Raw genomic sequence first — 21853 nt, 5'->3', positions numbered from 1 at the left:
ATCTTGCGGCCGTGTCGGATCCCGACGCGGCCTTCGACGCGAATATATCGGCCGGTATCAATGCCAGGAATCGATCCGCGGCCCAACCAACAGACCTCGATGGCTCCGGTGCCGTCGAATACCTCGGCGGTGACCCCGAGATGGTCGTCACCTCGACCGGTCACAACAGTACGGATACGCCCGGTCAAAGTGGCCCGGTCTCCCCTGTCAACGTCAACGACGCACCGGGCACCGGAGCCGGCGATCCGGTCGGCCAGTTCCTCGGCGTCGAGAACCTCGACGGGATCGGTCAGGCGTGACGATATTCGTCTCAACGCCCGGGACAGCGGAGACATCAGCTTTTCGGGACCCGGGGAAGGATCACAAGTCGTCGTCCTCGCGCAGTCGGTCCATTGCGCTGGCATCGCGGCGAGGTGCAGCTGGCTGCTGTGCTGGCTGCGCCGGAGTCGATCCGCCCTGAGCCTGCTGGGCTTGCTGCACCTGCTGGGCTTGTGCCGCCGCGGCCTGAGCCTGCGCCTGCTGGGCGGCCGCACCTGCCGAGGCGGAGCCCTGAGCCGGTTGCTGTGCCCCACCGGCCGCCATCTGCTGTTGGTATGCCTGCGCCTGCTGCTGGGCCGCGACCTGCTGGCGAGCCTGGGTCAACGCCGCCTGGATCTCGTCCGGGATGGTCAGCGCGAGCTGCTCCTTCGCCGGCATCGGGCCGTCGCCGCGGTTGATGATGAGGTGACGGAAGACTTCACGCCCCTCTTCGGCGGCCGCGTCCGCGTTATCCGGGGTGGCCATGACGCGGATCTCGGCCGTCCAGCGGTGTCCGTCCATACCGATGGCACGGAACACCGCGCCGGGAAGTTCAGCCACCAGTTCCCGCCCCCACGGCCCGTCCACGACGGACACGTCCGCGCCCTGCTTTTCGAGCTGTTCGCGCATGTCGGTGACCATCGTGCGCCACTGTCCGGGGGTCTTCGGGGCGGCAAATGCCCGAGGAATCACCCTGGACACCTGAGTGACGACGTGGAACTCGGGCTGGCCCTTGGGATCCAACGCAACGTTCAGATCGCGCCCCTGCGGTACGCCGATCACAAGTGAACCCAGATCGATGTGCCCGTATCCGAGGTCGGAGAAGTATTCACGCACGTCCGGGACCACCGAACGGTCGTGCGGCCCTTCCGCGGGAGGGGTGGCCTCTGCAGAAGCCTGCGCTGCGGCGTCGCGGGCCTCGGTCGCCGCCTTCTTACGTCCGAACATGGTGGAAATCCTCTCCCCGTGCGCCCCGGCCCCGGACAGGACCGTCTGGGACGACGCTACCCAACGTCGCCGACCCCGGTCAGGTCAGGCGGGCGTGTCCGCCGGTGGATCCGTGACCTCCCGTGCCGCGATCGGTCTGGTCCAGTTCCTCGACCTCCGCCACATCCCACAGCTCGACACGCTGGATGAGGAGCTGAGCGATCCGGTCACCGCGCGCGATGTGGACCGTATCGGTCGGATCGAGGTTGATGAGATTGACCTTGATCTCACCTCGGTAGGCCGCGTCGACCGTGCCCGGTGCATTGACGATCGACAGTCCGGCACGCGCGGCCAGACCTGACCGGGGGTGCACAAGTCCGACGAAGCCGGCGGGCAAGGTGATCGCCACCCCGGTCCCCACAAGCATGCGATGCCCCGGGGCGAGGTTGCAGTCGTGTGCTGCGTGGAGATCGATGCCCGCATCGGTCGGATGTGCCCGGACAGGCAGAGGCAGGTCGGCGTCCAGTCGCTGCAATCGCAGCACCGGGGTCGATCCGCTCGCGTCGTGACTGTTGTCCATGGTGTTCATGCCCTCCTACCGGCTCAGACCCGGATGGTAGATAGTCTGTCTGGCGTGACCGAAGAAGATCTCCGCCCACCCCGCGATCGCGCTCCACGTCCGGTTCACTCGGAATCTCTCCGGGTTCCCGTGTGGTGGTGGCTGCTGCTGATCGCGATCACCGTGGTGGCGGTGGTACTGGCTGTCACCATCGGCGCTCGCTGGTGGATGTGGATCCTGATCGTGGTCCTCCCGGCCCTGTTCGCGTGGCTGTTCGTCACGGTCAGCCGCGAGAAGGTCGAGGTCGAGTCCGACGGCCAGGGTGGCGGAACCCTGTATGCGGGCCGGGCACGTCTGCCGTTCGACGCCATCTCGAGGACGGCGGTGGTCCCGGCATCGGCCAAGCAGGCGGCGATGGGCCGGCAGCTGGATCCGGAGGCCTTCGTGGTCCACCGCGGGTACATCCCCACCATGGTGATCGTCGTCCTGGACGACCCGCTGGATCCGACCCCGTACTGGCTCATCAGCACCCGCGATCCCGAGGGGTTGGCCGCCGCGCTTCCGGACAATCACTACTGCTGATTCCCCGACGTCGATCCCGGGACCCCGAACGGACGGCAGCCCGGTACTGACAACTGCGGCGGCTGACCGATGATCCTCGGCCAACCGCCGCGAGGCCACTCAGCGCGGCCACCTGCCACCGCCACAGCCGCCCATCTCGGGGGCTGTGGCGCCCGGCGTCAACCCGCGCAGTCCACGCAAATCGACAGACCGTCGCGCTCTTCGGCGAAGCGGCTGCGGTGGTGCACGAGAAAGCACTCGCCGCAGGTGAACTCGTTGTCCTGCTCCGGCACGACTCGTACCGTCAGCTCTTCACCGGACAGGTCCGCGCCCGGGAGTTCGTAGGATTCGGCGGTGTCCGTCTCGTCCACGTCGACCTCGCCGGTGGCACCCTCAGCACGTCGGGCTTTGAGCTCTTCCAGCGAATCGCCGGCGAGCTCGTCCGCCTCTGTCCGGCGGGGTGCGTCGTAGTCGGTTGCCATGAGTCTCTTTTCTGCGGGGTCCGGGTCGAGGGTTCGCGCATCGGTCGTGGTGCGACCGGCGCACGCATAGTAACGGAATCCACACGGAATTTCATCCGCCGATTCGTCCGTGTCCCGGCGACGGTCCCACCGCGGGGACCTCTACAGTGTTGCCACAGGGCTCGAACGGGCCGTGCACTCGCTTACCTGCAGGAAGGCCGTCGATGGTCGCGCACCTCAGCACCCAGACCACTCCGAGCCCGACCCCCGCCCGGGGGGTCGGACGTCTGCGCACGCCGTATGTGCTGTTCGTGGTCGCGGTCCTGGTTCTCGGGGCCGCCGTGTGGGTGTTGGCGCTCCGAGGGGACGACGCCGCGACCCAGGCCGTGGCGTGCCCGATTCCGGAGGTCGCCGAGCAGGCGGGACTGCAGGATCAGCAGGTCGACGCGCTCGACGACGTGGAGCCGGCGGTCCTGGACACCACCCGCGTGAGGGTGCTCAACGCCAACGGACAGAGCGGCCAGGCGGGCGCTGTGGCCGCGCAACTGGCCGAGCGCGGATTCCAGCCCGCGGGCTCGGACGCGACCGGCAACGACCCGATCTACGGCCAGGCGCTCGAGTGCCACGGCCAGATCCGGTACGGCGAAGCAGGCGAGGCCAGCGCCCGGTCACTGTCCCTCGCCGCCCCGTGCATGCAGCTGGTGACCGACGGCCGCGAGGATGAGAGCGTCGACCTCGTCCTGGGCACCACGTTCTCCAGGCTGTCGGATTCGGTGTCGTCGGTCGGCGCGCTGGACGAGCTGAAGGTGGGTCGCCAGCCGATCTCCAGCGAGCTCGAGGCCGCGCGCGCGGTCAGCTGCTAACTCGAACGCAACACCGGTAGAGCACACGACACCGGTAGAGCCCGCCGGCAGGTCCGGAGCTAGAGGGCCCCGCACTCCCGCAGGGCCTGACGGAACGCCTCGGAGACGCCGGGGCCCGCGGCGACCGTGGGCACCGCGTCGTCGTCCGAGGTGGTGACGATCGCGCCCGCCTCGGCCGCGATGAGCGCCCCGGCCGCGTGGTCCCACGGCTTGAGGCACCGTTCGAAGTACGCATCGAGGCGGCCGGTGGCGAGCATGCACAGGTCCAACGCCGCGGAACCGCACCGCCGGATGTCGCGGACGCGCGGGAGCAACGCCGCGACCACCGCGCCCTGCTCGGAGCGCACCGAGGCGTCGTAGGAGAACCCGGTGCCGACCAGGGCGAGGGACAGGTCGACGCAGTCGGAGACGCCGAGCGGGACCACGTCCCGCTCCGGGGCCCGCAGGGTGGCCCCACGGTCGCGCGCGGCCGTCCAGGTCTCGTGGGTGACGATGTTGTGAACCGCTCCGACGACGACGACACCGTCGACTTCAGCCGCCACCGAGACGGCCGTGAACGGAATTCCATAGAGCAGGTTCACCGTCCCGTCCACGGGGTCGACAACCCACCGGACCCGGGTACCGCCTCCCGTGCCCCGGGTCTCGCCGGCCTCCTCCCCCAGTACGCCGTCCCCGGGCCGGGCCGCGGCGATCCCCCGGCGCAGGTGCTCCTCCACCGCGGTGTCGATGACCGTCACCGGGTCGGTGACCGAACTCTTGGTCTGCGCCCCGGGCCCCTGCCCGTCAAGCTCGGCAAGCATCCGCCGGGCCACCTCGCCGCCCGAGGTCGCGAGATGGACGGCGAGCGCCCGCAGACCGTCGATGAACTCCGGGCCGGACTCGTTCTCCCTGGCCGATGCCGTGTTTCCGTTCATGCGATCCCTGCTCTCGTCGTCGTCGCGATTTGATCTTGCGCCGTCAGGCGCGTGGCCTTATCGCGCCGTGAGGCGCGTGGCGCGGATACCCTTGCGGGCGGGTCACCACAGCCCATACTGCCCCGTCCCGCGGGGCTCCTTTCCAACCGTGACGCGAACCTCACCCACGCCGCCTGCCGCGGCCCGTCCCCGGGAGCACCCATTGGCCAGCACCACCACTGACCCCTCCGGAACCGCGCTCGTCGGACTGGGGGTGGACGTCGGCGGCACGGGGATCAAGATCGGCCGCGTGGACCTCGCCGACGGTGAGCTGCTCGACGAGCGGCTCATCCGACCGACCCCGCAGCCCGCCACGCCCGACGCGATCGCCGAGACCATCCGGGAGATGATCGACGAGGTCGGGTGGGACGGCCCGGTGGGCGTGGCCATCCCGACGGTCATCCACGAGGGCACCGCACGGATCGCGCACAACATCGACGAATCGTGGATCGGGTGCGACGTGGTGGACCTGTTCGACCGACACCTGCCCGGTCGCACGGTCGTCATGCTCAACGACGCGGACGCGGCGGGCCTGACCGAGGTGCACTACGGCGCCGGCGGGGGCGTCGAGGGACTGGTGATCCTCCTGACCTTCGGCACCGGGATCGGTTCCGCGCTGATCCTGAACGGTCAGCTCATCCCCAACACCGAGTTCGGTCACCTCTTCGTCGACGACATCGCAGGGCGGGGATTCGACGAGGCGGAGCACCTGGCCTCCGCGATGGTGCGGGCGCGCGACGATCTGTCGTTCGACGAGTGGGCCCCCCATGTCTCCAACGTCCTGCGCTCGATCGAGGACCTGCTGTGGCCGCGCGCGTTCGTCTTGGGCGGCGGTGTGAGCGAGGCCGCGGACGAGTGGTTTCCCCTGCTCGAGAACCGGACGCCCGTGCGCGCGGCGGTCCGTCTCAACGACGCCGGAATCATCGGTGCGGCGCTGTATGCGGCAGCACATGACGGCGCCGTAGACCTCGGACAAACCCTGGGCGTTTCCGATAACTGACGCGGTTAACTCTCGGTTAACCCCGCCGGATGCGACCTCCAGGCCGGTTCCTCGTTACAATGGCGCAGGCCGGGATCAGCTACCGGCCGGGGACGGGCCCGGTACCGCATGGCGGACGGCTCGAGTGTCTGCAGAAAACGCGGCACCGTTCCCCGATTCCCATCGAGTAACCGGTTGTGAAGGGGCGTTTGTGGCAGCCACGAAGACCACCAGTTCGGATCCCGCCGAGAGCGGCGATCCGTCAGGCACCGAGGTCACGGGCGCGGCCCCCGCCAAGAAGACCGCGGCCAAGAAGGCCCCCGCCAAGAAGACGGCGGCCAAGAAGACCGCCGCGAAGAAGGCTCCCGCCAAGAAGACGGCGGCCAAGAAGACGGCTGCGAAGAAGACCGCCGCCAAGAAGACGGCAGCCAAAAAGGCCACCGCCGCGGCGACGCCCGAGTCCGATGAGGACCAGACCGACGAGGCCCCCGAGGCGTTGGACGCCGAGCCGGACACCGCCGAGCTGGAGGACGTCGAGGTCGAGGACGTCGAGGATGACGAGGAAGCCGACGAGGAGACCAAGGAGGAGCCGTCCGCGAAGGACAAGGCCTCCGGGGACTTCGTCTGGGACGAGGAGGAGTCGGAGGCGCTGCGGCAGGCCCGCAAGGACGCCGAGCTCACCGCGTCCGCGGACTCGGTCCGTGCCTACCTCAAGCAGATCGGCAAGGTCGCCCTCCTCAACGCCGAGGAAGAGGTCGAGCTCGCCAAGCGCATCGAGGCCGGTCTCTACTCGACCTGGTTCATGGCGCAGGTCGCCGAGCGTGGCGAGAAGCTCACCACGGCCCAGCGTCGCGACTACAAGTGGATCGAGCGGGACGGCGTGCGCGCCAAGAACCACTTGCTCGAGGCCAACCTCCGTCTGGTCGTCTCCCTCGCCAAGCGCTACACGGGACGCGGCATGGCGTTCCTGGATCTCATCCAGGAGGGCAACCTCGGCCTGATCCGCGCGGTCGAGAAGTTCGACTACACCAAGGGCTACAAGTTCTCCACGTACGCCACCTGGTGGATCCGCCAGGCCATCACCCGCGCGATGGCCGACCAGGCCCGCACCATCCGTATCCCGGTGCACATGGTCGAGGTCATCAACAAGCTCGGCCGTATCCAGCGTGAGCTGCTCCAGGATCTGGGCCGCGAGCCCACCCCGGAGGAGCTCGCCAAGGAGATGGACATCACCCCGGAGAAGGTGCTGGAGATCCAGCAGTACGCCCGGGAGCCCATCTCGCTCGACCAGACCATCGGTGACGAGGGCGACTCGCAGCTCGGTGACTTCATCGAGGACTCCGAGGCCGTGGTGGCCGTGGACGCGGTGAGCTTCACGCTCCTGCAGGATCAGCTGCGCTCGGTGCTCGACACGCTGTCCGAGCGTGAGGCCGGCGTCGTTCGCCTGCGCTTCGGCCTCACCGACGGTCTCCCCCGCACCCTGGACGAGATCGGCCAGGTCTACGGCGTGACCCGCGAGCGGATCCGTCAGATCGAGTCCAAGACCATGTCCAAGCTGCGCCACCCGTCGCGGTCGCAGGTGCTGCGGGACTACCTGGACTAGATCGCCTGCCGGGTCTCCCGGCCCGCAAGAATTCCCGACTCACGCCCCTTACCGGACCACCGGCAGGGGGCGTGAGTTCATTTATGACGCTATGGCTGCACGGGATGACGCACCGTCAGTACAGCTGAGGCTGCCGGCCCCGGTGCGTCCACTGCCCTGATTCACCCCGGTGCCTCACCACGAACGCAGCGTCGAAATGCGCTCCCGGATCTGCTCGGCCGAAGCCATCGGCACCGGCGGTCCACCGCAGGCATTGCGCAATTGCGTATGGATCGCGCCGTGGGATTTGCCCAGGCGTCCCGAGTACACCGACACCAGGGTGTTCAGCTGCCGGCGTAGGTCCTTGAGCTCGGCGGCGGATGCCACCCGCTCGGCCGCGGCACCGGCGTGGGAGCCCGGGCCCGCCGCATTGCCCGGCAGCGTTGTCCCGGACATCCCCGGGTCGGTGCCCACCACCGAGATATTTCCCGCTGCGGAGGCCTGCGCTGATGACGAGCGTTGCTTGACCTGTTCCTTCTCACGCTGCCTAAGGAGCGCCTTGACGTCATCAGCACCAAGGAGACCGGGCAGGCCGATATAGTCGGCCTCTTCCTCGCTGCCGGCAAAGGTCGCGGTGCCGTACGAGGAGCCCTCGTACACGATCTGGTCGAGTTCGGCGTCCGCACCAAGCGAGATGTAGCCGCGTTCTTCCTCGTCCTCGGTGTTCTCGTCCTGCTGCTGGTTGGCCTTGGCCAGGAGTTGATCCTCCAGCCCCTCCTCCCGGTGAGGCTTGCCCAACACGTGGTCGCGCTGGGCTTCCATCTCCGAGGCCAGCTTCAGCAGTACCGGAACCGACGGCAGGAACACCGACGCCGTCTCCCCCTTGCGCCGGGAACGCACGAAACGTCCGATGGCCTGCGCGAAGTACAGCGGGGTCGACGCGCTGGTGGCGTAGACGCCCACGCTCAGGCGCGGGACGTCCACGCCCTCGGAGACCATGCGGACCGCGACCATCCACTCGTCAGTGGAGTCGGAGAAGGCGCCGATCCGGCTCGAGGCGGTCGGATCGTCGGACAGGACCACGGTAGGTGCGGTGCCGGTAATCTCGGTGAGCAACGCGGCGTACTCGCGCGCCCGTTCCTGATCGGTGGCGATCACCAGTCCACCCGCGTCCGGCACACCACCGGCGCGGATCTGGCGTAGGCGGGTGTGCGCAGCCTGCAGGACCGCCGGCATCCAGTCACCGTGCGGGTCCAGCGCAACGCGCCAGGCCCGGGACATCTGATCGGCGCTCAGGGGCTCCCCCAGACGCGCGGAGAACTCTTCGCCCGCGTTGGAGCGCCAGCGGGCTTCACCGGAGTAGGCGAGAAAGACCACCGGGCGGACGACTCCGTCGGCCAACGCGTCGGCGTATCCGTAGGAGTGATCGGCCTTCGATCGCTGGTGCCCCTGTCCGTCCGGCTCGTAGGTGACGAACGGGATCGGGCTGTCATCCGAGCGGAACGGTGTCCCGGTCAGGGAGAGTCGACGCTCGGCGTCGTCGAATGCCTCGCGGATGCCGTCACCCCAGCTCTTCGCGTCACCACCGTGGTGGATCTCGTCGAGGATCACCAGTGTGCGGCGTGAGTTGGTGCGCTCGCGATGCTTGAACGGGTGTGCTGCGACCTGTGCGTAGGTCACCACCACACCGTGATATTCCGGCGCCAGGGCGCCGGAGGAGTTGGCATACTCCGGGTCCAGCGCGATGCCGGCGCGAGCCGCGGAGGCCGCCCACTGGTACTTCAGGTGCTCGGTCGGCGCGACGACCGTGATCGTGTCGACCGTCCGGTCGGCCAACAGTTCGTTGGCGACACGCAGCCCGAACGTCGTTTTTCCGGCACCCGGCGTGGCCACAGCGAGGAAATCCTTGGGCCGCGCCATGAGGTACTTGCGCAGTGCGGTCCGCTGCCAGGCGCGCAGCGACGCACCCCCGGCCGTCGGGGTGGTGGGTTCTGCGGTCAATTCCTCGTGGCCCGGGACCGCTCCGGGATCACTCACCAGGCTTCAGCGACTCATAGACGCGCTTGCACTCCGGGCACACCGGAGAGCCTGGCTTGGCGGAGCGGGTGACCGGGAAGACCTCACCGCACAGGGCGATCACATAGGTGCCCATGACCGCGCTCTCGGCGATCTTGCTCTTGTCCACGTAGTGGAAGAACTTTGGGGCGTCGTCCTCCGTCTCCTCGGTCGTAGTGACCTCGGGACGCTCGAGTGTCTTGGTCCGGGTGGTGCTCACCCCCTCATGATGCCGCACCCGGGTGCCACCGCGCCAACGCTCAGGTACCCCTGCCGGAGTACCTTGGGTTCATGGCTCCCGGCTTCCAACGAAAGCGGTCCGGGGATCGGGATGACACCTCGAGCCCCGTCCTCATCACCGAGGCCCGCCAGTCCTACCAGGAAGAACTGGCGGCACGGAAGAAGCGTTACTTCCTGCTGATGAGTGTGCGGATCCCGGCGCTTCTTCTCGCCGCGGGATCGCTTTCTATCTGGAACAACCCCTGGATCGCTCTGGCGATCGTCGCCGTGTCCATCCCGATCCCGTGGATCGCCGTGGTCGGCGCAAACGATCGACCGCCGCTGCCCAAGGGCCAGGCACGCACCTATAACGCGGGCCGCCTGCCCGCACCCCGGACAGTCGCCCTCCCTCCGGGCCAGACCGGAAAAACTTCGTCTCAGTCCTCGACCGATCCCGAGCGCGAGGCACCCGTCGACGACATCGACATCGACTTTGAAACCAATACCGACACCGCCCAGAACGACAACACTGGCTCAGACACAGACACAGCGGAAGGCAATCCGACCCCGTGACCGGTTCCAGCACTTCCCTCGCGACTCTCGCCTCTGATCTGGCCGCGGCCTTTCGTCGGCATGACTACACCGTGGAGGGGCTCGAGCGCGCGCTCGGCGAGGAGGCCGTCTCCGCCCTGGCCCGCTCGGACGCCGCGGTGGTCCGCCGACATGCTCGCGGCGCCGGAGCGCCCGGTGCGCTGCTGAGGCTGTTCGTCCTCGGCGACGCGCTCCCCCGGTCGGAGGTCGAGTCCCTCCTGCCGGCCACCGATGTTGCCGCCGGTGCAGAAGCCGGCCTGTGGGAACCCGCAGGTGACGACTCGCTGCGCGCGCTGATCGATCTGCGCCCGGTCGACACCGGCCACGGCACCCGCTGGGTGTTCGCGGATGTGGACGGTTCAATGGTCCGCACGCAGACCCGCCCGGACCACGTCCTCGGCGTGGGGCAGGCCACGTTGTCGCTGCTGCGCATCTCGCCCGCCTCCCCGGTGGCGTCGGTCCTGGATCTGGGGACGGGCTGCGGGATCCAGCTGGTCCACAACCTCGCCACCGGCGCCGCGGGGACGGGGACCGACATCACGCCCCGCTGCCTCGAGCTGACCGAGGCGACTTTGGCCATCAACGCGATGGAGGCTGAGCTCCTGCGCGGCCCCTGGTTCGAGCCCGTCGAGGGCCGCCGGTTCGAGCGGATCGTCGCCAATCCGCCGTTCGTGGTGGGTCCGCCGGAGACGGGGCACACCTACCGGGAGTCGGGGCTGTCCCTGGACGGCGCGTCCCGCACGGTCGTGTCCGGCGCACCGGAGCACCTCGCCGAGGGCGGTACCGCGGTGCTGCTGGCCTCCTGGGTCGAGAGTGAGAGCACCGACTGGCGATCGCATGTGGCCTCGTGGGTTCCGGCCGAGGGCGTGGACGCGTGGTTCCTGCGCCGGGACTCCTCCGATCCGGGCCTGTACGTGTGGACCTGGCTCACCGACGAGGGGATGGATCCGCGCGACGAGTCCACGTGGCGCGCCGCCGACGCCTGGCTGGACCATTTCCGCGACGAGGGCGTGACGGGGATCGGGTTCGGCTACGTCTACCTGCGCCGGATCGACGGTCCGTCGTCGGTGCTATGCGAGGACCTGACCCATCCGTTCGAGGGCGGTCTCGGCGAGGAGGCGGAGGCCTACTTCGCCCGTACCGAGTGGCTGCGCACCGCCGCCGAGCAGCACGGCGGCGAGGACCTGGCGCTGGATGCGACGGTCTTCACCGTCTCCCCCGATGTCCACCTGCACGTGTCGGAGTCGCTGGCGCCGGGCGGTGTCGACGATCTGCCGTCCGGTCCGTCGACCGTGGTGGTGGAGCGGGTCACCGGCGCGCGGTGGCGGCACGAGATCGACCAGTTCACCGCGACGGTGCTGCGGGGCGCGCGCACGGGGGCTCTGCCGTTGGAGGACCTGGTAATCCTCGCCGCGGCCGCCGCGGGTGTGGATCCGGACGAGCTCGCCGCGCCGATCCGTCGGGTCGTCGTCGACCTGTTCCTGCACGGCTTCCTCGTTCCCGCGGGGGTGCCGGACGTGGTGCCGCCCGGGGTCGACGCGTGAAGGCCGTGGTCTCGCGCGTCACCGAGGCGTCGGTGACGGTCGACGGCACCGTGGTGGGAGCCCTCCCTGGTCCGGGGCTGTTGGTCCTGGTGGGAGTATCTGTCGACGACGACGACGCCGACATCGCCACCATGGTGCGCAAGATCTCCGAATTACGGATCCTGCATGACGAGTCGAGTGCTGTAGACGTAGGCGCCCCGGTCCTCGTGGTGAGTCAATTCACGTTGATGGGTGAGACCTCAAAGGGCCGGCGGCCGTCGTGGTCGAAGGCCGCGCGGGGTCCGGTCGCCGAGCCGATGGTGGACTCTGTCGTCCGGGGCCTCCGCGAGCGCGGCCTGCGGGTCGAAACCGGGGTTTTCGGGGCGATGATGCAGGTCCATTCGGTCAATGACGGCCCGTTCACCGTCCTGATCGAGACCCCGAGCTCCCGCTGACCCGCCGATTCCCGGATCTTCGGTACTCGGCGTGACCGAAATCATCTCGCCGGGAACATTCCGGGAACTCCCTCCGTTGTAGGTATACGTGACCGATTAACGGACACGACCCTGATCCGTCCACCAGCGACCGACCGCCGGCCCCGTTTCCGGGCCAGGCAGGAGGAGGAGACATGACGTCAGCCACCACTCGATCGGATCTTCGGACGGAGGCGGATTCGGAAGGTCAGAGCCCCAGCGCTGACCTGGTTCGTGTCTACCTCAACGGGATCGGTAAGACCGCCCTGCTCAATGCCGAGGACGAGGTGGAGCTGTCGAAGCGCATCGAGGCCGGGCTGTACGCAAAGCATCTGCTCGCCACCAAGAAGCGCCTGGGTCCGGTGAAGAAGGCTGACCTCGCGGTGATCGTCCAGGAAGGTGAGGCCGCGCGGGCGCACCTGCTCGAGGCCAACCTGCGTCTGGTGGTCTCGCTGGCCAAGCGCTACACCGGCCGCGGGATGCCGCTGCTCGATCTGATCCAGGAGGGCAACCTCGGGCTGATTCGCGCGATGGAGAAGTTCGATTACGCCAAGGGCTTCAAGTTCTCCACCTACGCCACCTGGTGGATCCGCCAGGCCATCACGCGCGGTATGGCAGATCAGTCGCGCACAATCCGCCTCCCAGTGCATCTCGTCGAGCAGGTGAACAAGCTCGCGCGCATCAAGCGTGAGCTGCACCAGCAGCTCGGTCGTGAGTCCACGCTCGAGGAGCTCGCGGAGGAGTCGGGCATCCCGGCCCACAAGATCGAGGAACTGCTCGATCACTCGCGTGATCCGGTCAGCCTGGACATGCCGGTCGGTGCGGACGAGGAGGCGCCCCTGGGCGACTTCATCGAGGACGCCGAGGCGATCAGCGCCGAGAACACGGTCGTGACCAACGTCATGCACTCGGATGTCCGGGCGGTCCTGTCCACACTTGATGAGCGGGAGCAGCAGGTCATCACTCTGCGTTTCGGCCTCAATGACGGTCAGCCACGCACTCTCGATCAGATCGGTAAGCGGTTCGGTCTGTCCCGTGAGCGTGTCCGTCAGATCGAGCGCGAGGTCATGGCCAAGCTCCGCGAGGGGCGCCGCGCCGACAAGCTGCGTTCCTACGCCAGCTGACACCCGCTCGTGCAGAGAACGGCCCCGCTTCCCAGCGGGGCCGTTCCTCATTCTCGGCTCGTCCAGCTCCCCCAGCGCGTCTGCGCTCAGTCCGCGCGTCGAATTTCCTCAACCCACCCGCTCTGTCAGCGCGTCTGATCTGTCAGCGCGTCCGCTCCCAGTGAGCGGAGGCGGCGTGGGCCTTCGTCGCCGCTGTACAACGGCGGGGGTCCGAGCGTCACGCTGGCATAGAGCACAGACAGTCCTTCGGGAGCGACGAGCCCGGGATCCAGTGACAGCCGACGCAACTCCGGGATGTCCTCCGCCAAGCACGACACCCTGCCCATCAGTTCGACTAGCGCCTCCCTGTCCACCGGTGCATCTCCCGCGTACCCGTCCAGGATCGGTGCTGCCCGGGGACGGTCGAGCAACGCGGCCGCCTCTGACGGGGTGATCGGCAGGGTGCTGAAGGCCCGGTCAGCCAACAGGTCCGAGAGAATTCCGGACAGGCCGAACGAGATCAGCGACCCGAAGATCGGATGGTCGGCCACTCGGATGGTCACCGCGACCCCCTTGGTCGCCATCTTCTGCACATGCAGTGATCGCGACCCGGTCGTGGACTGCAGGTAGTCGAAGGCGTGCCGGACCGCAGTCGCATCAGCCAGATCCAACCGCACCCCTGATTGGTCGCTCCGGGTGCGCCACTCCTCACCCATCGCCTTCACCGCGACCGGGTAGCCGAGCTCGTCGGCCGCCATCACCGCCTGCTCAACATCTGTAGCAACGCGGTAGTCGATGATGTCGATGCCATAGCACTCGAGTAGCGCACGGACCTGGCCCTGTGTCAGAGAGAACGCATCGACGCCAGCATTGAGCTGGCACAACGAGTCGACCAGTTCCCGTGCCCGCTTCCGATCGATATCCGCGAACTCGGCGGGCTCCTCGGCGGGCTGATCCAGCCATTCGGCGTAGCGCCGAGCCCTCACGAGCGCTGACACAGCTCGCTCGGGGTACGGGTAGGAGGGAATCGACCCACGTGAGGCGACGCCGGAGTCGTCGGTCACCGTCAGCCCTTCGGGAAGCCCCTCCCCCGCGAGGAACGTACTCACGACGGGTTTCTCACTTCCCGAGGCGGCTGCCTGGATCGCTCCGGCGTACGCATCCGGTTCGGTGGCCACGGGCGGGACGAACACCGTCAGCACCGAGTCCACCTCGTCCCGTGCCAACGAATCCGAGATCGCTGTCCGGAACTCTTCCGGGCTCGCGCCTGCCCCCAGGTCGACCGAGTGGGCGACGGTGAACCCCTGCATGCGGGCCGCGTCGCCGCCGAGACGTGCGACGGCGGACGAGTTCCCGACAATCGCCAGCCTGCCCCCGGCTGGCAGTGGCTGGTAGGCGAGAAGCGTGGCGGTGTCGAACATGTCCGTGATCGAGTCGACCTGGATGAGACCGGAGTCGCGGAACAGGCCGCGGATCGCGTTCGCGGTGAGTCCCTCGACGCCGGACTCGAGATCATCCGATGCGCGCCGCACGACCACTACCGGCTTGTTGCGGGCGATTCGGCGAGCGATCCGGGAGAACTTTCTCGCGTTACCGAAGCTCTCGAGATAGAGGAGCACCACTTCCGTGGCCGAATCGGTGTCCCAGTACTGCATCAGGTCATTGCCGGAGACGTCCGCGCGGTTTCCTGCGGACACGAACGTCGACAATCCGAGCCTGCGTCTGGCCGCTGCGGCCAGAATCGTGATGCCCAGTGCACCGGACTGGCAGAAGAACCCGACCCGCCCGGGTCCCGGGACGAGTTCGGCGAGAGTGGCATTCAGCCGGACATCCGCGGAGCTGTTGATCACGCCGAGCGCGTTCGGACCCACCACCCGCATCCCGTGAGCCCGGGCTTCACTGACCAGGCGTCGTTCCGACACCACACCCGCGCTACCGACGTCGGAGAATCCCGCCGAGATGACGACCAACGTCGACACGCCCTTGGACAGGCAGTCGTCCAGTACCTCTGACATCGATGCGGCAGGCACTGCGACAACAGCCAGGTCCACCGGGTCAGGAATATCCCGGACGCTGGCATAGGCACGCACCGACTGCACGGAGTTCGCGTCCGAGTTGACCGGATACACCGGCCCGGAGAAACCGTTGGCGATGAGGTTGCGCAGCACGGTGTGACCGATCTTGCCCACCTGGTCGGAGGCGCCGATCACGGCCACCGAGCCGGGATTGAGGACCCTGGCGACGCTGCGCGCCTCGGCGGCCGCCTCCCGCGAGTTGCGGACATTCGTCAACGCCTCGGTCGGGTCGATGGCGAACTCGAGGTGCAGGCTCGATCCGTCGAACGACCGGGAGATCTCATAGCCGGCCCGGCGGAAGACCTGGATCATCGACCGATTCTCGGAGAGGACCTCGGCCTCGAAATGGTCGATCCCGCATTCCGCGGCCGCACCGGCGAGGTGCTCGAGGAAGATCGACCCGAGGCCACGTCCCTGGTGCTGGTCCGAGATGGTGAAAGCGACCTCGGCGAACGTGGAGTCCGGTAGCCGCTCATAGATCGCCATACCGATGATCTCGGCACCGAGTTCGGCCACGAACGCCATGCGGTCGCGATAGTCGACGTTGGTCATCCGGTGTAGCTCACGATCAGACAGGACGTCCCGTGAGCCGAAATAGCGCAGATAGCGCGTACGGTCCGACAAGCTCGTATGGAACCGCGAGACCTTCTCCGAGTCTCCCGGCACGATGGGCCGGATGCGAACCGCCCGGCCGTCGGATCCGAGCACATCCGCCGCCCACTCGTGCGGGTACCCCTCCGGGTAGACATCCACTGACGTGTCGGTGGAGGCATGCTCCGGTGGCTCCACCGCTGGTGCCGCAGCGGCCTGCGAGGCCGGGGGCGTCGTCACCGGAGTTGTCGTCGTGGTCGGTGTCTCCGGATCACTGGTGGAATCGTCACCGGGATTCGTCATGGGATTCTCCATCGAGGGGATCGGTCGGTCGGTCAACGGTCATGGTGATGCGGTCGTGAACCGTCGATCAGTCCCGGGGATCGTCCGGGTCGAGTCCGTGAAGGGGAAACACCGACCGGCGTGTGTCCAGAATCGATTGGTCCAACCTCGCCAGCGACCGATCGATCTCGACTCCACGGTCCGCACCGGTCGGCTCCCACGGCGTGAACTCGGGCAACTCACCGTCGGTCATGGTCTCGGGCACCCGTTCCGGCACCGTCAACTGCCTGGCCATCTCGCGCCACTGCTCGGGAATCACCGTGTCCGGGGCCACCGGCGAACCGAGCACCGCACCGATGAGATGCGTCCAGGACCGTGGCACGACACGGACCAGCTCGTAGCCGCCGCCCCCGATCGCGATGAGACGGCCCTCGCAGATCTCGTCGGCCAACGCGATCACATCGAGGTAGGACTGTCGGTGCCCGTCGACACTGAGCGACAGGTCCGCGAGGGGGTCCTCGCGATGCGAATCGCATCCGGCCTGCAGGACGATGATCTGCGGTTCGAAGGTGCGGAGCAGGCCGGGTACCACGGCGTGGAATCCGCGAAGCCACAGGCTGTCGGTCGCCGCGGGCAGGTAGGCGAGGTTGACGGCAGCGCCCTCGGCCCGGCCGACTCCGATCTCGGAAGCCCAGCCCGTCGACGGCCACAAGGTGGCGGGATGCTGATGCAGCGAGACCGTGAGCACCCGCGGATCCTCATAGAAGGCCGTCTGCACCCCGTCACCGTGGTGAACGTCGATGTCGACATAGGCGATGCGGTCATATCCGTTGTCGAGCAACCAACTGATGGCGACCGCGGCGTCGTTGTACACACAGAAGCCAGCTGCTGCCGCCGGCATCGCATGGTGCATGCCGCCGGCCACCGAGATCGCTTTGTTCGCCACACCGTCGGCGATCGCGCGGGCGGCTGCGAGAGTTCCACCGGCGACCGCCGCGCTGGCCTCGTGCATCGCCGGGAAGGTCGGATTATCGGCCGTTCCCAGTCCGTGACTCATCCCCACGTGCTCACCGGGCGGCAGATCACCCGCCGCCTTGACCGTGTCGATGTAGCGCGACGTGTGGACCCGCAGAAGTTCCTCGTCGGACGCCGTGCCGGGATCGAGCAATTCGACCCCTTCGAGAAGTCCGAGTTCGGTAGCCAACGACATCGTCAGATCTAGCCGCCGCGGACTCATCGGGTGGTCCCTCGAGTGGCGGTATTGCAGCAACGACGGGCTCCACACCACCTTCGCCGCGACTCCGTCCCGGATGCCCGACATGGTCACCGTCCTCCCCATATCGCCGGGTGGTTCCCGGCCCCGCGCCCCCGGGCTCTCCCGAGGAATGCGTCTTCCGCAAATCTACGCGGCACCCGCCACCCAGACCCCGGATTGCGAGGCCTCCACCCCGGTTCGTGCACCGACGGTAGGCTCATTGCGAACACTGCGCGCGGGCGTGTCATGCACGCGCATCAGTACGTACTCTCTCAACCGATTTTCAACTCGGAGGACTGCAGCGTGAAGGACCTGGTGGACACCACCGAGATGTACCTCCGCACTATCTATGAGCTCGAGGAGGAAGGTGTCATCCCGCTGCGTGCGCGGATCGCCGAACGCCTCGAGCAGAGTGGACCGACGGTGAGCCAGACCGTGGCTCGTATGGAGCGGGACGGGCTCGTCCTGGTGGCACCGGACCGGCATCTCCAGCTCACACCGACCGGCCGCGAACTGGCCGTGGATGTGATGCGCAAGCACCGTCTCGCCGAGCGACTGCTGGTCGACGTGATCGGCTTGGAACTGGAGAAGGTCCATGCCGAGGCCTGCCGCTGGGAACACGTGATGAGCGATGACGTCGAGCGGCGTCTCATCGAGGTACTCGATGATCCGCTCACCTCCCCCTACGGCAACCCCATCCCGGGACTCGACCGGATCGGGTACGACGCCACGGTTGGTGAACCGCCGACCTACGTGCGGTTGTCCGAGCTCGAGGCGGACGTGCCGCATCAGGTCCGCATTCAGGCGATCGGGGAAAATGTTCAGATCGACATCGAGCTGATCACGGAGTTCCGGGCCACGGGTGTCGAGCCGCTCAAGACCGTCACCGCCACGCGTCGAGGCCACCTCGTGGAGCTCGATTCCGGGTCGGGACAGACTGTCGAGATCGACGGGGATCACGCCCACGCGATCCAGGTCGAGATCCTGTGAAGCTTCTCGTCACCGGTGGGGCCGGCTACGTCGGCGGCGTCTGTGCGACCGTCCTGCTCGAACGCGGGCACGAGGTCGTGATTCTCGACGATCTGTCGACGGGTAATCGCGACGGGATCCCAGAGGGTGCGACCTTCATCGAGGGCGATGTCGCAACGAAGATCGGGGATGTCCTCGACTCGACTTTCGACGGGGTTCTGCACTTTGCGGCCCGGTCGCTCGTCGGCGAATCGGTGGAGAAGCCGGGCGAGTACTGGCAGGGCAATGTGGTCACCTCGCTCACCCTGCTCGACGCGATGCGGAGCACCGGAGTGGACAATCTGGTCTTCTCCTCCACCGCGGCGACCTACGGCGAGCCGGAGCAGGTTCCCATCACCGAGGACATGCCGACCCGGCCGACCAACACCTACGGAGCTACCAAGCTCGCGATCGACCACGCGATCACCTCGTACGCCAAGGCCCATGGACTCGCAGCCACCAGCCTCCGGTACTTCAACGTGGCCGGCGCATACGGATCTGCTGGCGAGAACCGCGTCGTGGAGACCCACCTCATACCCCTGGTGCTGCAGGTGGCCTTGGGGCATCGCGAGGACATCAAGGTGTTCGGTGACGACTGGCCGACGCCGGACGGCACCTGCGTCAGGGATTACATCCACGTCGCCGACCTGGCCGACGCCCACGTGCTCGCCCTGGAAACAAACTCCGCCGGGGTGCATCGCATCCTCAACCTCGGCAGCGGGGAAGGCTTCTCGGTCCGCGAGGTGATCGACGTCTGTCGTGAGGTCACCGGACATCCGATTCCGGACGTCATCGCGCCACGCCGCGCCGGGGATCCCGCAGTGTTGGTCGCATCGAGTTCCAAAGCCATCGACGAACTGGGCTGGTCGCCCTCCCGGACGGACCTGCGAACGGTCGTCGAAGATGCCTGGGCATTCACCTCCAACCTCGGCGATCGCGCCCACTCGGCTCCTCGCTGAACGCTCAACGCTGAGGGTCTTGCCTTCGCCTTGCCGAATCCGCCGGACGCCCGCCCCACGGGTGTCCGGCGGATTCACCTTCTCACTGGCCTCCGCGTCGCCGCTCGGCCCTCATGCCGCGGCTGAGGCCGCCCACCGGAGACGTTCCGGCGGAAAGCCGGAATCCAAACCATCCTTGAGGGTCTGGGCAAACGTGTTCGCCGGATCAGCCTCAAGCGCCGCATCGAAGGCAGCCCCCGCATGCACACCCGCGCCGTCGAAATACGAGGCGGCACCCAACAGGAGCAACGCCACGGACCGTTCCCTCGCGGGCCGCCGGCGGGCCAGAGCCCACCACAGCATGCGGCGGCCGTCGACCTCCTCCAACAGGTGCGACGCCAACCGCCGATACACCTCGTCACGGACGGACACCGACAGCAGTCCCCTCCCGATGACGGCCAGCTCGTCGTCGTCGATCTCTCCACCCGATTCCAACCGCAGGGCCGCCCTGTCGTGACGGATGACCATCGCCTCGGACGCCGACCGTGACATCACAGAACCGGCGAGCCGATCCCTCGCCCGCCCCGGCGCCCATTCGGCCTCCTCGCACGCATCGGAGTCCCTCTCTAGATACATCTGCACGATCTCGTCCCTTGACGTCGCGACCGTCCGACCCAGAAACGCATTCGCGGCCGCGATGTGGGTGGACGCAGGATCGATCTGCACCCCGCTGCCCATCCCGAGGAGGTCCACCCACAGTGCGCCGCCCTCGAACTCCTCGACACCGTACGCAGCTACGACAGCCGTGCCGGCCAGCTCGAGGAGGTAGACGGCCGCGGCCGCCGCATCGATCGCCTGCCGGGCGGCGAGCGCATCGGACGTACAGTTCTCGCGGACGACGACCACGCTCACACTCTCCACCCCGGCACGAGCACAGAACCGCGCCAGCCCCTTCATCGGCTCCCAGTTGAAACTCCCGCCCGGGATCCCCATCCCGCCTTGGGCGTCAGATGAGGGATCATCCGGATCGTCGAAGTCACGGAAGTCAGCAGACCCACCGAACAGCTCGTCATCGCCGGGGTCTAGGGCTCCGTCGTCCACCAGCCCCGGAACATCCACCCGCATCACCGGTCCGCGGCTACCGTCAATCATCCGTTCGCACACCATCACCACCGACCCCAGCGGTGGCGGAAACCCGAGCAGGTGCGGAACTGAGGCGATCAATTCCTCCATGGTCTTGATCACCACATGTTCGCGCTCGTCCGTGCCCTCCTCGGCGTTCTCGTCCCCGAGTCCTTGCCGTGAATCCATTTGTCGTCCACCCGTTTCTCTCCTCGCGCGGCCCCGCCTCATCAGATCGAGACGCGGTCCGCAGGTGTCCTCCACCGGCAACAACACTCGGGCATCGACGGGGCCGAAAAGCCCGCACGGCCCCCTCACGCCGCTCCCCTGTGGAGCGCGCCAGAGTTTGCGGGGAATCATCCGAAGCGGCCTGACGTTGACACAAGCGTGTGCATCCGTCCCGAATGGACGACCGCGCGAGCCCCGTCCACGCTCTGACGAGGTGCGGTAACGAGGTGCGGTAACGAGAGGAGTCGACATGGCCAGGCACAGCGATCTGTACCGACTGATCCAGCCCGTTCCCGATCTGCGGTCCGAGGACGGCCGCGGGCCGGTGCTCGTCCACGGTCTCGAGGGATTTTCTGACGCCGGGCAGGCGATCGAGGGCGTGACCGATCACCTTCGCGACTCCCAGGACGCCCAGTTGATCGTCGAGTTCGATGTCGATCAGCTCATCGACTACCGCTCGCGGCGCCCGCACTTGAAGTATTCCTTCGACCACTTCGCCGGATACGACGAGCCGGCCATCCAGATCCACGCGGTCAAGGACACGAAGGGCGCGTCCTACCTGCTGCTGTCCGGACTCGAGCCGGATCTGCGCTGGGACGGCTTCACCGAGTCGGTCGTCGATCTCGCTGGGGCCTTCGGCGTACGCATGTCCATCGGCCTGGGGTCGATACCTCTCGGTGTGCCCCACACTCGCCCCACCAATGCCAGTGCCCATGCCAGCGACGTGGACCTGATCCGTGGCTTCACCGCCTGGCCCGGCGAGTTCTCGGTTCCCGGGAACGTCGGTTCACTGCTCGAGCTGAGAATGTCCGAGCACGGGATCCCGTCCGCCGGATTCACCGTGCACGTGCCGCAGTACCTGTCCCAGACCGCTTACCCGGCGGCAGTGCTCAACCTCGTCGACAGCATCAGCAAGGTCAGCGAACTCGACCTGCCCACCGGGGAGCTGGAGAAGGCCGCCGAGGATTTCACCGCGCAGGTGAACGCCCAGATCTCCCACAATCCCGAGATCCTCACGGCCGTGGAACAGATGGAGAAGCAGTACGACGAGTTCATGGAGGCCCGTATGGGCTCGGACTCGCTCAACCCCGGCGGCAAACCCCTGCCGTCCGGCGACGAGATCGGCGCTGAGTTCGAGCGCTTCCTCGCGCAGCAGTCAGGTGATGGAACCACCGACGAGGAGTAACCCCACCTCGCAGCCGCCCGGT

General features: G+C 67.5%; 21 protein-coding genes. 12 read left to right on the top strand and 9 right to left on the bottom strand.

Going from position 1 to position 21853, the window contains the following annotated elements; translation table 11 throughout:
- The first annotated feature begins 11 nt into the window (after positions 1 to 11).
- A complete protein-coding gene (locus tag G6016_RS01145; RefSeq protein ID WP_182630874.1) occupies positions 12 to 299 on the top strand; it encodes a hypothetical protein in 288 nt (95 codons plus the stop codon).
- Between the two features lie 61 nt (positions 300 to 360).
- Here G6016_RS01145 and G6016_RS17445 read toward each other — a convergent pair whose 3' ends face one another.
- Both G6016_RS17445 and dut read right to left on the bottom strand, forming a co-directional pair.
- Positions 361 to 1245, bottom strand: coding sequence for a DUF3710 domain-containing protein (locus tag G6016_RS17445; RefSeq protein ID WP_182630873.1), 885 nt, complete (start codon positions 1243 to 1245; stop codon positions 361 to 363).
- A gap of 79 nt (positions 1246 to 1324) precedes the next feature.
- Complete coding sequence (gene dut / locus G6016_RS01135) at positions 1325 to 1813, bottom strand: dUTP diphosphatase (RefSeq protein ID WP_182630872.1); 489 nt, start codon at positions 1811 to 1813, stop codon at positions 1325 to 1327.
- Between the two features lie 45 nt (positions 1814 to 1858).
- Here dut and G6016_RS01130 point away from each other — a divergent pair, with 45 nt between their 5' ends.
- Positions 1859 to 2365: a DUF3093 domain-containing protein gene (locus G6016_RS01130; protein WP_338403464.1), complete on the top strand. Its 507-nt coding sequence runs from the start codon at positions 1859 to 1861 to the stop codon at positions 2363 to 2365.
- Positions 2366 to 2523: 158 nt separating this feature from the next.
- On the opposite strand, the gene G6016_RS01125 is transcribed toward G6016_RS01130, so the two are convergent.
- Complete coding sequence (locus tag G6016_RS01125; RefSeq protein ID WP_182630870.1) at positions 2524 to 2826, bottom strand: DUF4193 domain-containing protein; 303 nt, start codon at positions 2824 to 2826, stop codon at positions 2524 to 2526.
- A 203-nt stretch (positions 2827 to 3029) separates the two neighbouring features.
- On the opposite strand from G6016_RS01125, the gene cei reads away from it, so the two are divergent.
- Positions 3030 to 3668, top strand: a complete 639-nt coding sequence (gene cei / locus G6016_RS01120) for an envelope integrity protein Cei (RefSeq protein WP_182630869.1) — start codon at positions 3030 to 3032, stop codon at positions 3666 to 3668.
- A gap of 59 nt (positions 3669 to 3727) precedes the next feature.
- Here cei and G6016_RS01115 read toward each other — a convergent pair whose 3' ends face one another.
- Positions 3728 to 4582: an inositol monophosphatase family protein gene (locus G6016_RS01115; protein ID WP_182630868.1), complete on the bottom strand. Its 855-nt coding sequence runs from the start codon at positions 4580 to 4582 to the stop codon at positions 3728 to 3730.
- Positions 4583 to 4784: 202 nt separating this feature from the next.
- On the opposite strand from G6016_RS01115, the gene ppgK reads away from it, so the two are divergent.
- Both ppgK and G6016_RS01105 read left to right on the top strand, forming a co-directional pair.
- Positions 4785 to 5621 (top strand): polyphosphate--glucose phosphotransferase, encoded by an 837-nt coding sequence (gene ppgK / locus G6016_RS01110; RefSeq protein ID WP_182630867.1) that lies wholly within the window; start codon positions 4785 to 4787, stop codon positions 5619 to 5621.
- A 190-nt stretch (positions 5622 to 5811) separates the two neighbouring features.
- Positions 5812 to 7203 (top strand): RNA polymerase sigma factor, encoded by a 1392-nt coding sequence (locus tag G6016_RS01105; protein ID WP_182630866.1) that lies wholly within the window; start codon positions 5812 to 5814, stop codon positions 7201 to 7203.
- Positions 7204 to 7377: 174 nt separating this feature from the next.
- On the opposite strand, the gene G6016_RS01100 is transcribed toward G6016_RS01105, so the two are convergent.
- Together G6016_RS01100 and G6016_RS01095 are read right to left on the bottom strand one after the other, a co-directional pair.
- Positions 7378 to 9102: a DEAD/DEAH box helicase gene (locus G6016_RS01100; protein ID WP_241729641.1), complete on the bottom strand. Its 1725-nt coding sequence runs from the start codon at positions 9100 to 9102 to the stop codon at positions 7378 to 7380.
- A gap of 109 nt (positions 9103 to 9211) precedes the next feature.
- Positions 9212 to 9457 carry a DUF3039 domain-containing protein gene (locus G6016_RS01095; RefSeq protein WP_182630864.1) on the bottom strand — a complete coding sequence of 82 codons (246 nt, stop codon included), beginning with the start codon at positions 9455 to 9457 and terminating at the stop codon, positions 9212 to 9214.
- Between the two features lie 71 nt (positions 9458 to 9528).
- Here G6016_RS01095 and G6016_RS01090 point away from each other — a divergent pair, with 71 nt between their 5' ends.
- The 4 genes from G6016_RS01090 to G6016_RS01075 all read left to right on the top strand — a co-directional run bounded on the left by G6016_RS01090 (position 9529) and on the right by G6016_RS01075 (position 13167).
- Complete coding sequence (locus G6016_RS01090; RefSeq protein ID WP_182630863.1) at positions 9529 to 10029, top strand: DUF3099 domain-containing protein; 501 nt, start codon at positions 9529 to 9531, stop codon at positions 10027 to 10029.
- On the top strand, positions 10026 to 11591 hold the full coding sequence (locus G6016_RS17040) for a DUF7782 domain-containing protein (protein WP_182630862.1): 1566 nt from the start codon (positions 10026 to 10028) through the stop codon (positions 11589 to 11591). The genes G6016_RS01090 and G6016_RS17040 overlap by 4 nt, the downstream gene beginning before the upstream one ends.
- Positions 11588 to 12025, top strand: coding sequence for a D-aminoacyl-tRNA deacylase (dtd, locus tag G6016_RS17035; RefSeq protein ID WP_182630861.1), 438 nt, complete (start codon positions 11588 to 11590; stop codon positions 12023 to 12025). Before G6016_RS17040 ends, dtd begins: the two co-directional genes overlap by 4 nt.
- Positions 12026 to 12198: 173 nt before the next feature.
- A complete protein-coding gene (locus tag G6016_RS01075; RefSeq protein WP_182630860.1) occupies positions 12199 to 13167 on the top strand; it encodes a sigma-70 family RNA polymerase sigma factor in 969 nt (322 codons plus the stop codon).
- Between the two features lie 125 nt (positions 13168 to 13292).
- Here G6016_RS01075 and G6016_RS01070 read toward each other — a convergent pair whose 3' ends face one another.
- Both G6016_RS01070 and G6016_RS01065 read right to left on the bottom strand, forming a co-directional pair.
- Positions 13293 to 16115, bottom strand: a complete 2823-nt coding sequence (locus G6016_RS01070; protein WP_182630859.1) for a bifunctional acetate--CoA ligase family protein/GNAT family N-acetyltransferase — start codon at positions 16113 to 16115, stop codon at positions 13293 to 13295.
- Between the two features lie 67 nt (positions 16116 to 16182).
- On the bottom strand, positions 16183 to 17415 hold the full coding sequence (locus tag G6016_RS01065; protein WP_182630858.1) for an acetoin utilization protein AcuC: 1233 nt from the start codon (positions 17413 to 17415) through the stop codon (positions 16183 to 16185).
- Positions 17416 to 17652: 237 nt separating this feature from the next.
- Between G6016_RS01065 and G6016_RS01060 the strand changes: the two genes are divergently transcribed.
- Together G6016_RS01060 and galE are read left to right on the top strand one after the other, a co-directional pair.
- On the top strand, positions 17653 to 18339 hold the full coding sequence (locus G6016_RS01060; protein WP_182630857.1) for an iron-dependent transcriptional repressor DtxR: 687 nt from the start codon (positions 17653 to 17655) through the stop codon (positions 18337 to 18339).
- Entirely contained in the window at positions 18336 to 19316 is a 981-nt protein-coding gene (gene galE / locus G6016_RS01055; RefSeq protein ID WP_182630856.1) for a UDP-glucose 4-epimerase GalE, read from the top strand. The genes G6016_RS01060 and galE overlap by 4 nt, the downstream gene beginning before the upstream one ends.
- Before the next feature lie 111 nt (positions 19317 to 19427).
- Here the strand turns inward: galE and G6016_RS01050 are convergent, their stop codons facing one another.
- Positions 19428 to 20606 carry a DUF4192 domain-containing protein gene (locus G6016_RS01050; RefSeq protein WP_182630855.1) on the bottom strand — a complete coding sequence of 393 codons (1179 nt, stop codon included), beginning with the start codon at positions 20604 to 20606 and terminating at the stop codon, positions 19428 to 19430.
- A gap of 289 nt (positions 20607 to 20895) precedes the next feature.
- Between G6016_RS01050 and G6016_RS01045 the strand changes: the two genes are divergently transcribed.
- The gene (locus G6016_RS01045) at positions 20896 to 21831 is read left to right on the top strand and encodes a proteasome assembly chaperone family protein (RefSeq protein ID WP_182630854.1); all 936 of its coding nucleotides are present in this window, start codon (positions 20896 to 20898) and stop codon (positions 21829 to 21831) included.
- The last annotated feature ends 22 nt before the right edge of the window (positions 21832 to 21853 follow it).

Origin of the sequence: Dietzia aerolata, from assembly GCF_014144865.1 — a bacterium.
GTDB lineage: Bacteria > Actinomycetota > Actinomycetes > Mycobacteriales > Mycobacteriaceae > Dietzia > Dietzia aerolata.
Note: the sequence above shows the minus strand (reverse complement) of the source record. Positions and strands in the feature narration are given on the sequence as shown.

Excerpts from the sequence above, each read along its gene's own strand:
- G6016_RS01075 (WP_182630860.1), top strand. The coding sequence starts at position 12,199 with ATGACGTCAGCCACCACTCGATCGGATCTTCGGACGGAGGCGGATTCG.
- G6016_RS01065 (WP_182630858.1), bottom strand. The coding sequence starts at position 17,415 with ATGTCGGGCATCCGGGACGGAGTCGCGGCGAAGGTGGTGTGGAGCCCG.
- G6016_RS17445 (WP_182630873.1), bottom strand. The coding sequence starts at position 1,245 with ATGTTCGGACGTAAGAAGGCGGCGACCGAGGCCCGCGACGCCGCAGCG.
- G6016_RS01070 (WP_182630859.1), bottom strand. The coding sequence starts at position 16,115 with ATGACGAATCCCGGTGACGATTCCACCAGTGATCCGGAGACACCGACC.
- G6016_RS01045 (WP_182630854.1), top strand. The coding sequence starts at position 20,896 with ATGGCCAGGCACAGCGATCTGTACCGACTGATCCAGCCCGTTCCCGAT.
- G6016_RS01115 (WP_182630868.1), bottom strand. The coding sequence starts at position 4,582 with ATGAACGGAAACACGGCATCGGCCAGGGAGAACGAGTCCGGCCCGGAG.
- G6016_RS01050 (WP_182630855.1), bottom strand. The coding sequence starts at position 20,606 with ATGGATTCACGGCAAGGACTCGGGGACGAGAACGCCGAGGAGGGCACG.
- G6016_RS01100 (WP_241729641.1), bottom strand. The coding sequence starts at position 9,102 with ATGGCGCGGCCCAAGGATTTCCTCGCTGTGGCCACGCCGGGTGCCGGA.
- cei (WP_182630869.1), top strand. The coding sequence starts at position 3,030 with ATGGTCGCGCACCTCAGCACCCAGACCACTCCGAGCCCGACCCCCGCC.
- G6016_RS01125 (WP_182630870.1), bottom strand. The coding sequence starts at position 2,826 with ATGGCAACCGACTACGACGCACCCCGCCGGACAGAGGCGGACGAGCTC.
- G6016_RS01090 (WP_182630863.1), top strand. The coding sequence starts at position 9,529 with ATGGCTCCCGGCTTCCAACGAAAGCGGTCCGGGGATCGGGATGACACC.
- dut (WP_182630872.1), bottom strand. The coding sequence starts at position 1,813 with ATGAACACCATGGACAACAGTCACGACGCGAGCGGATCGACCCCGGTG.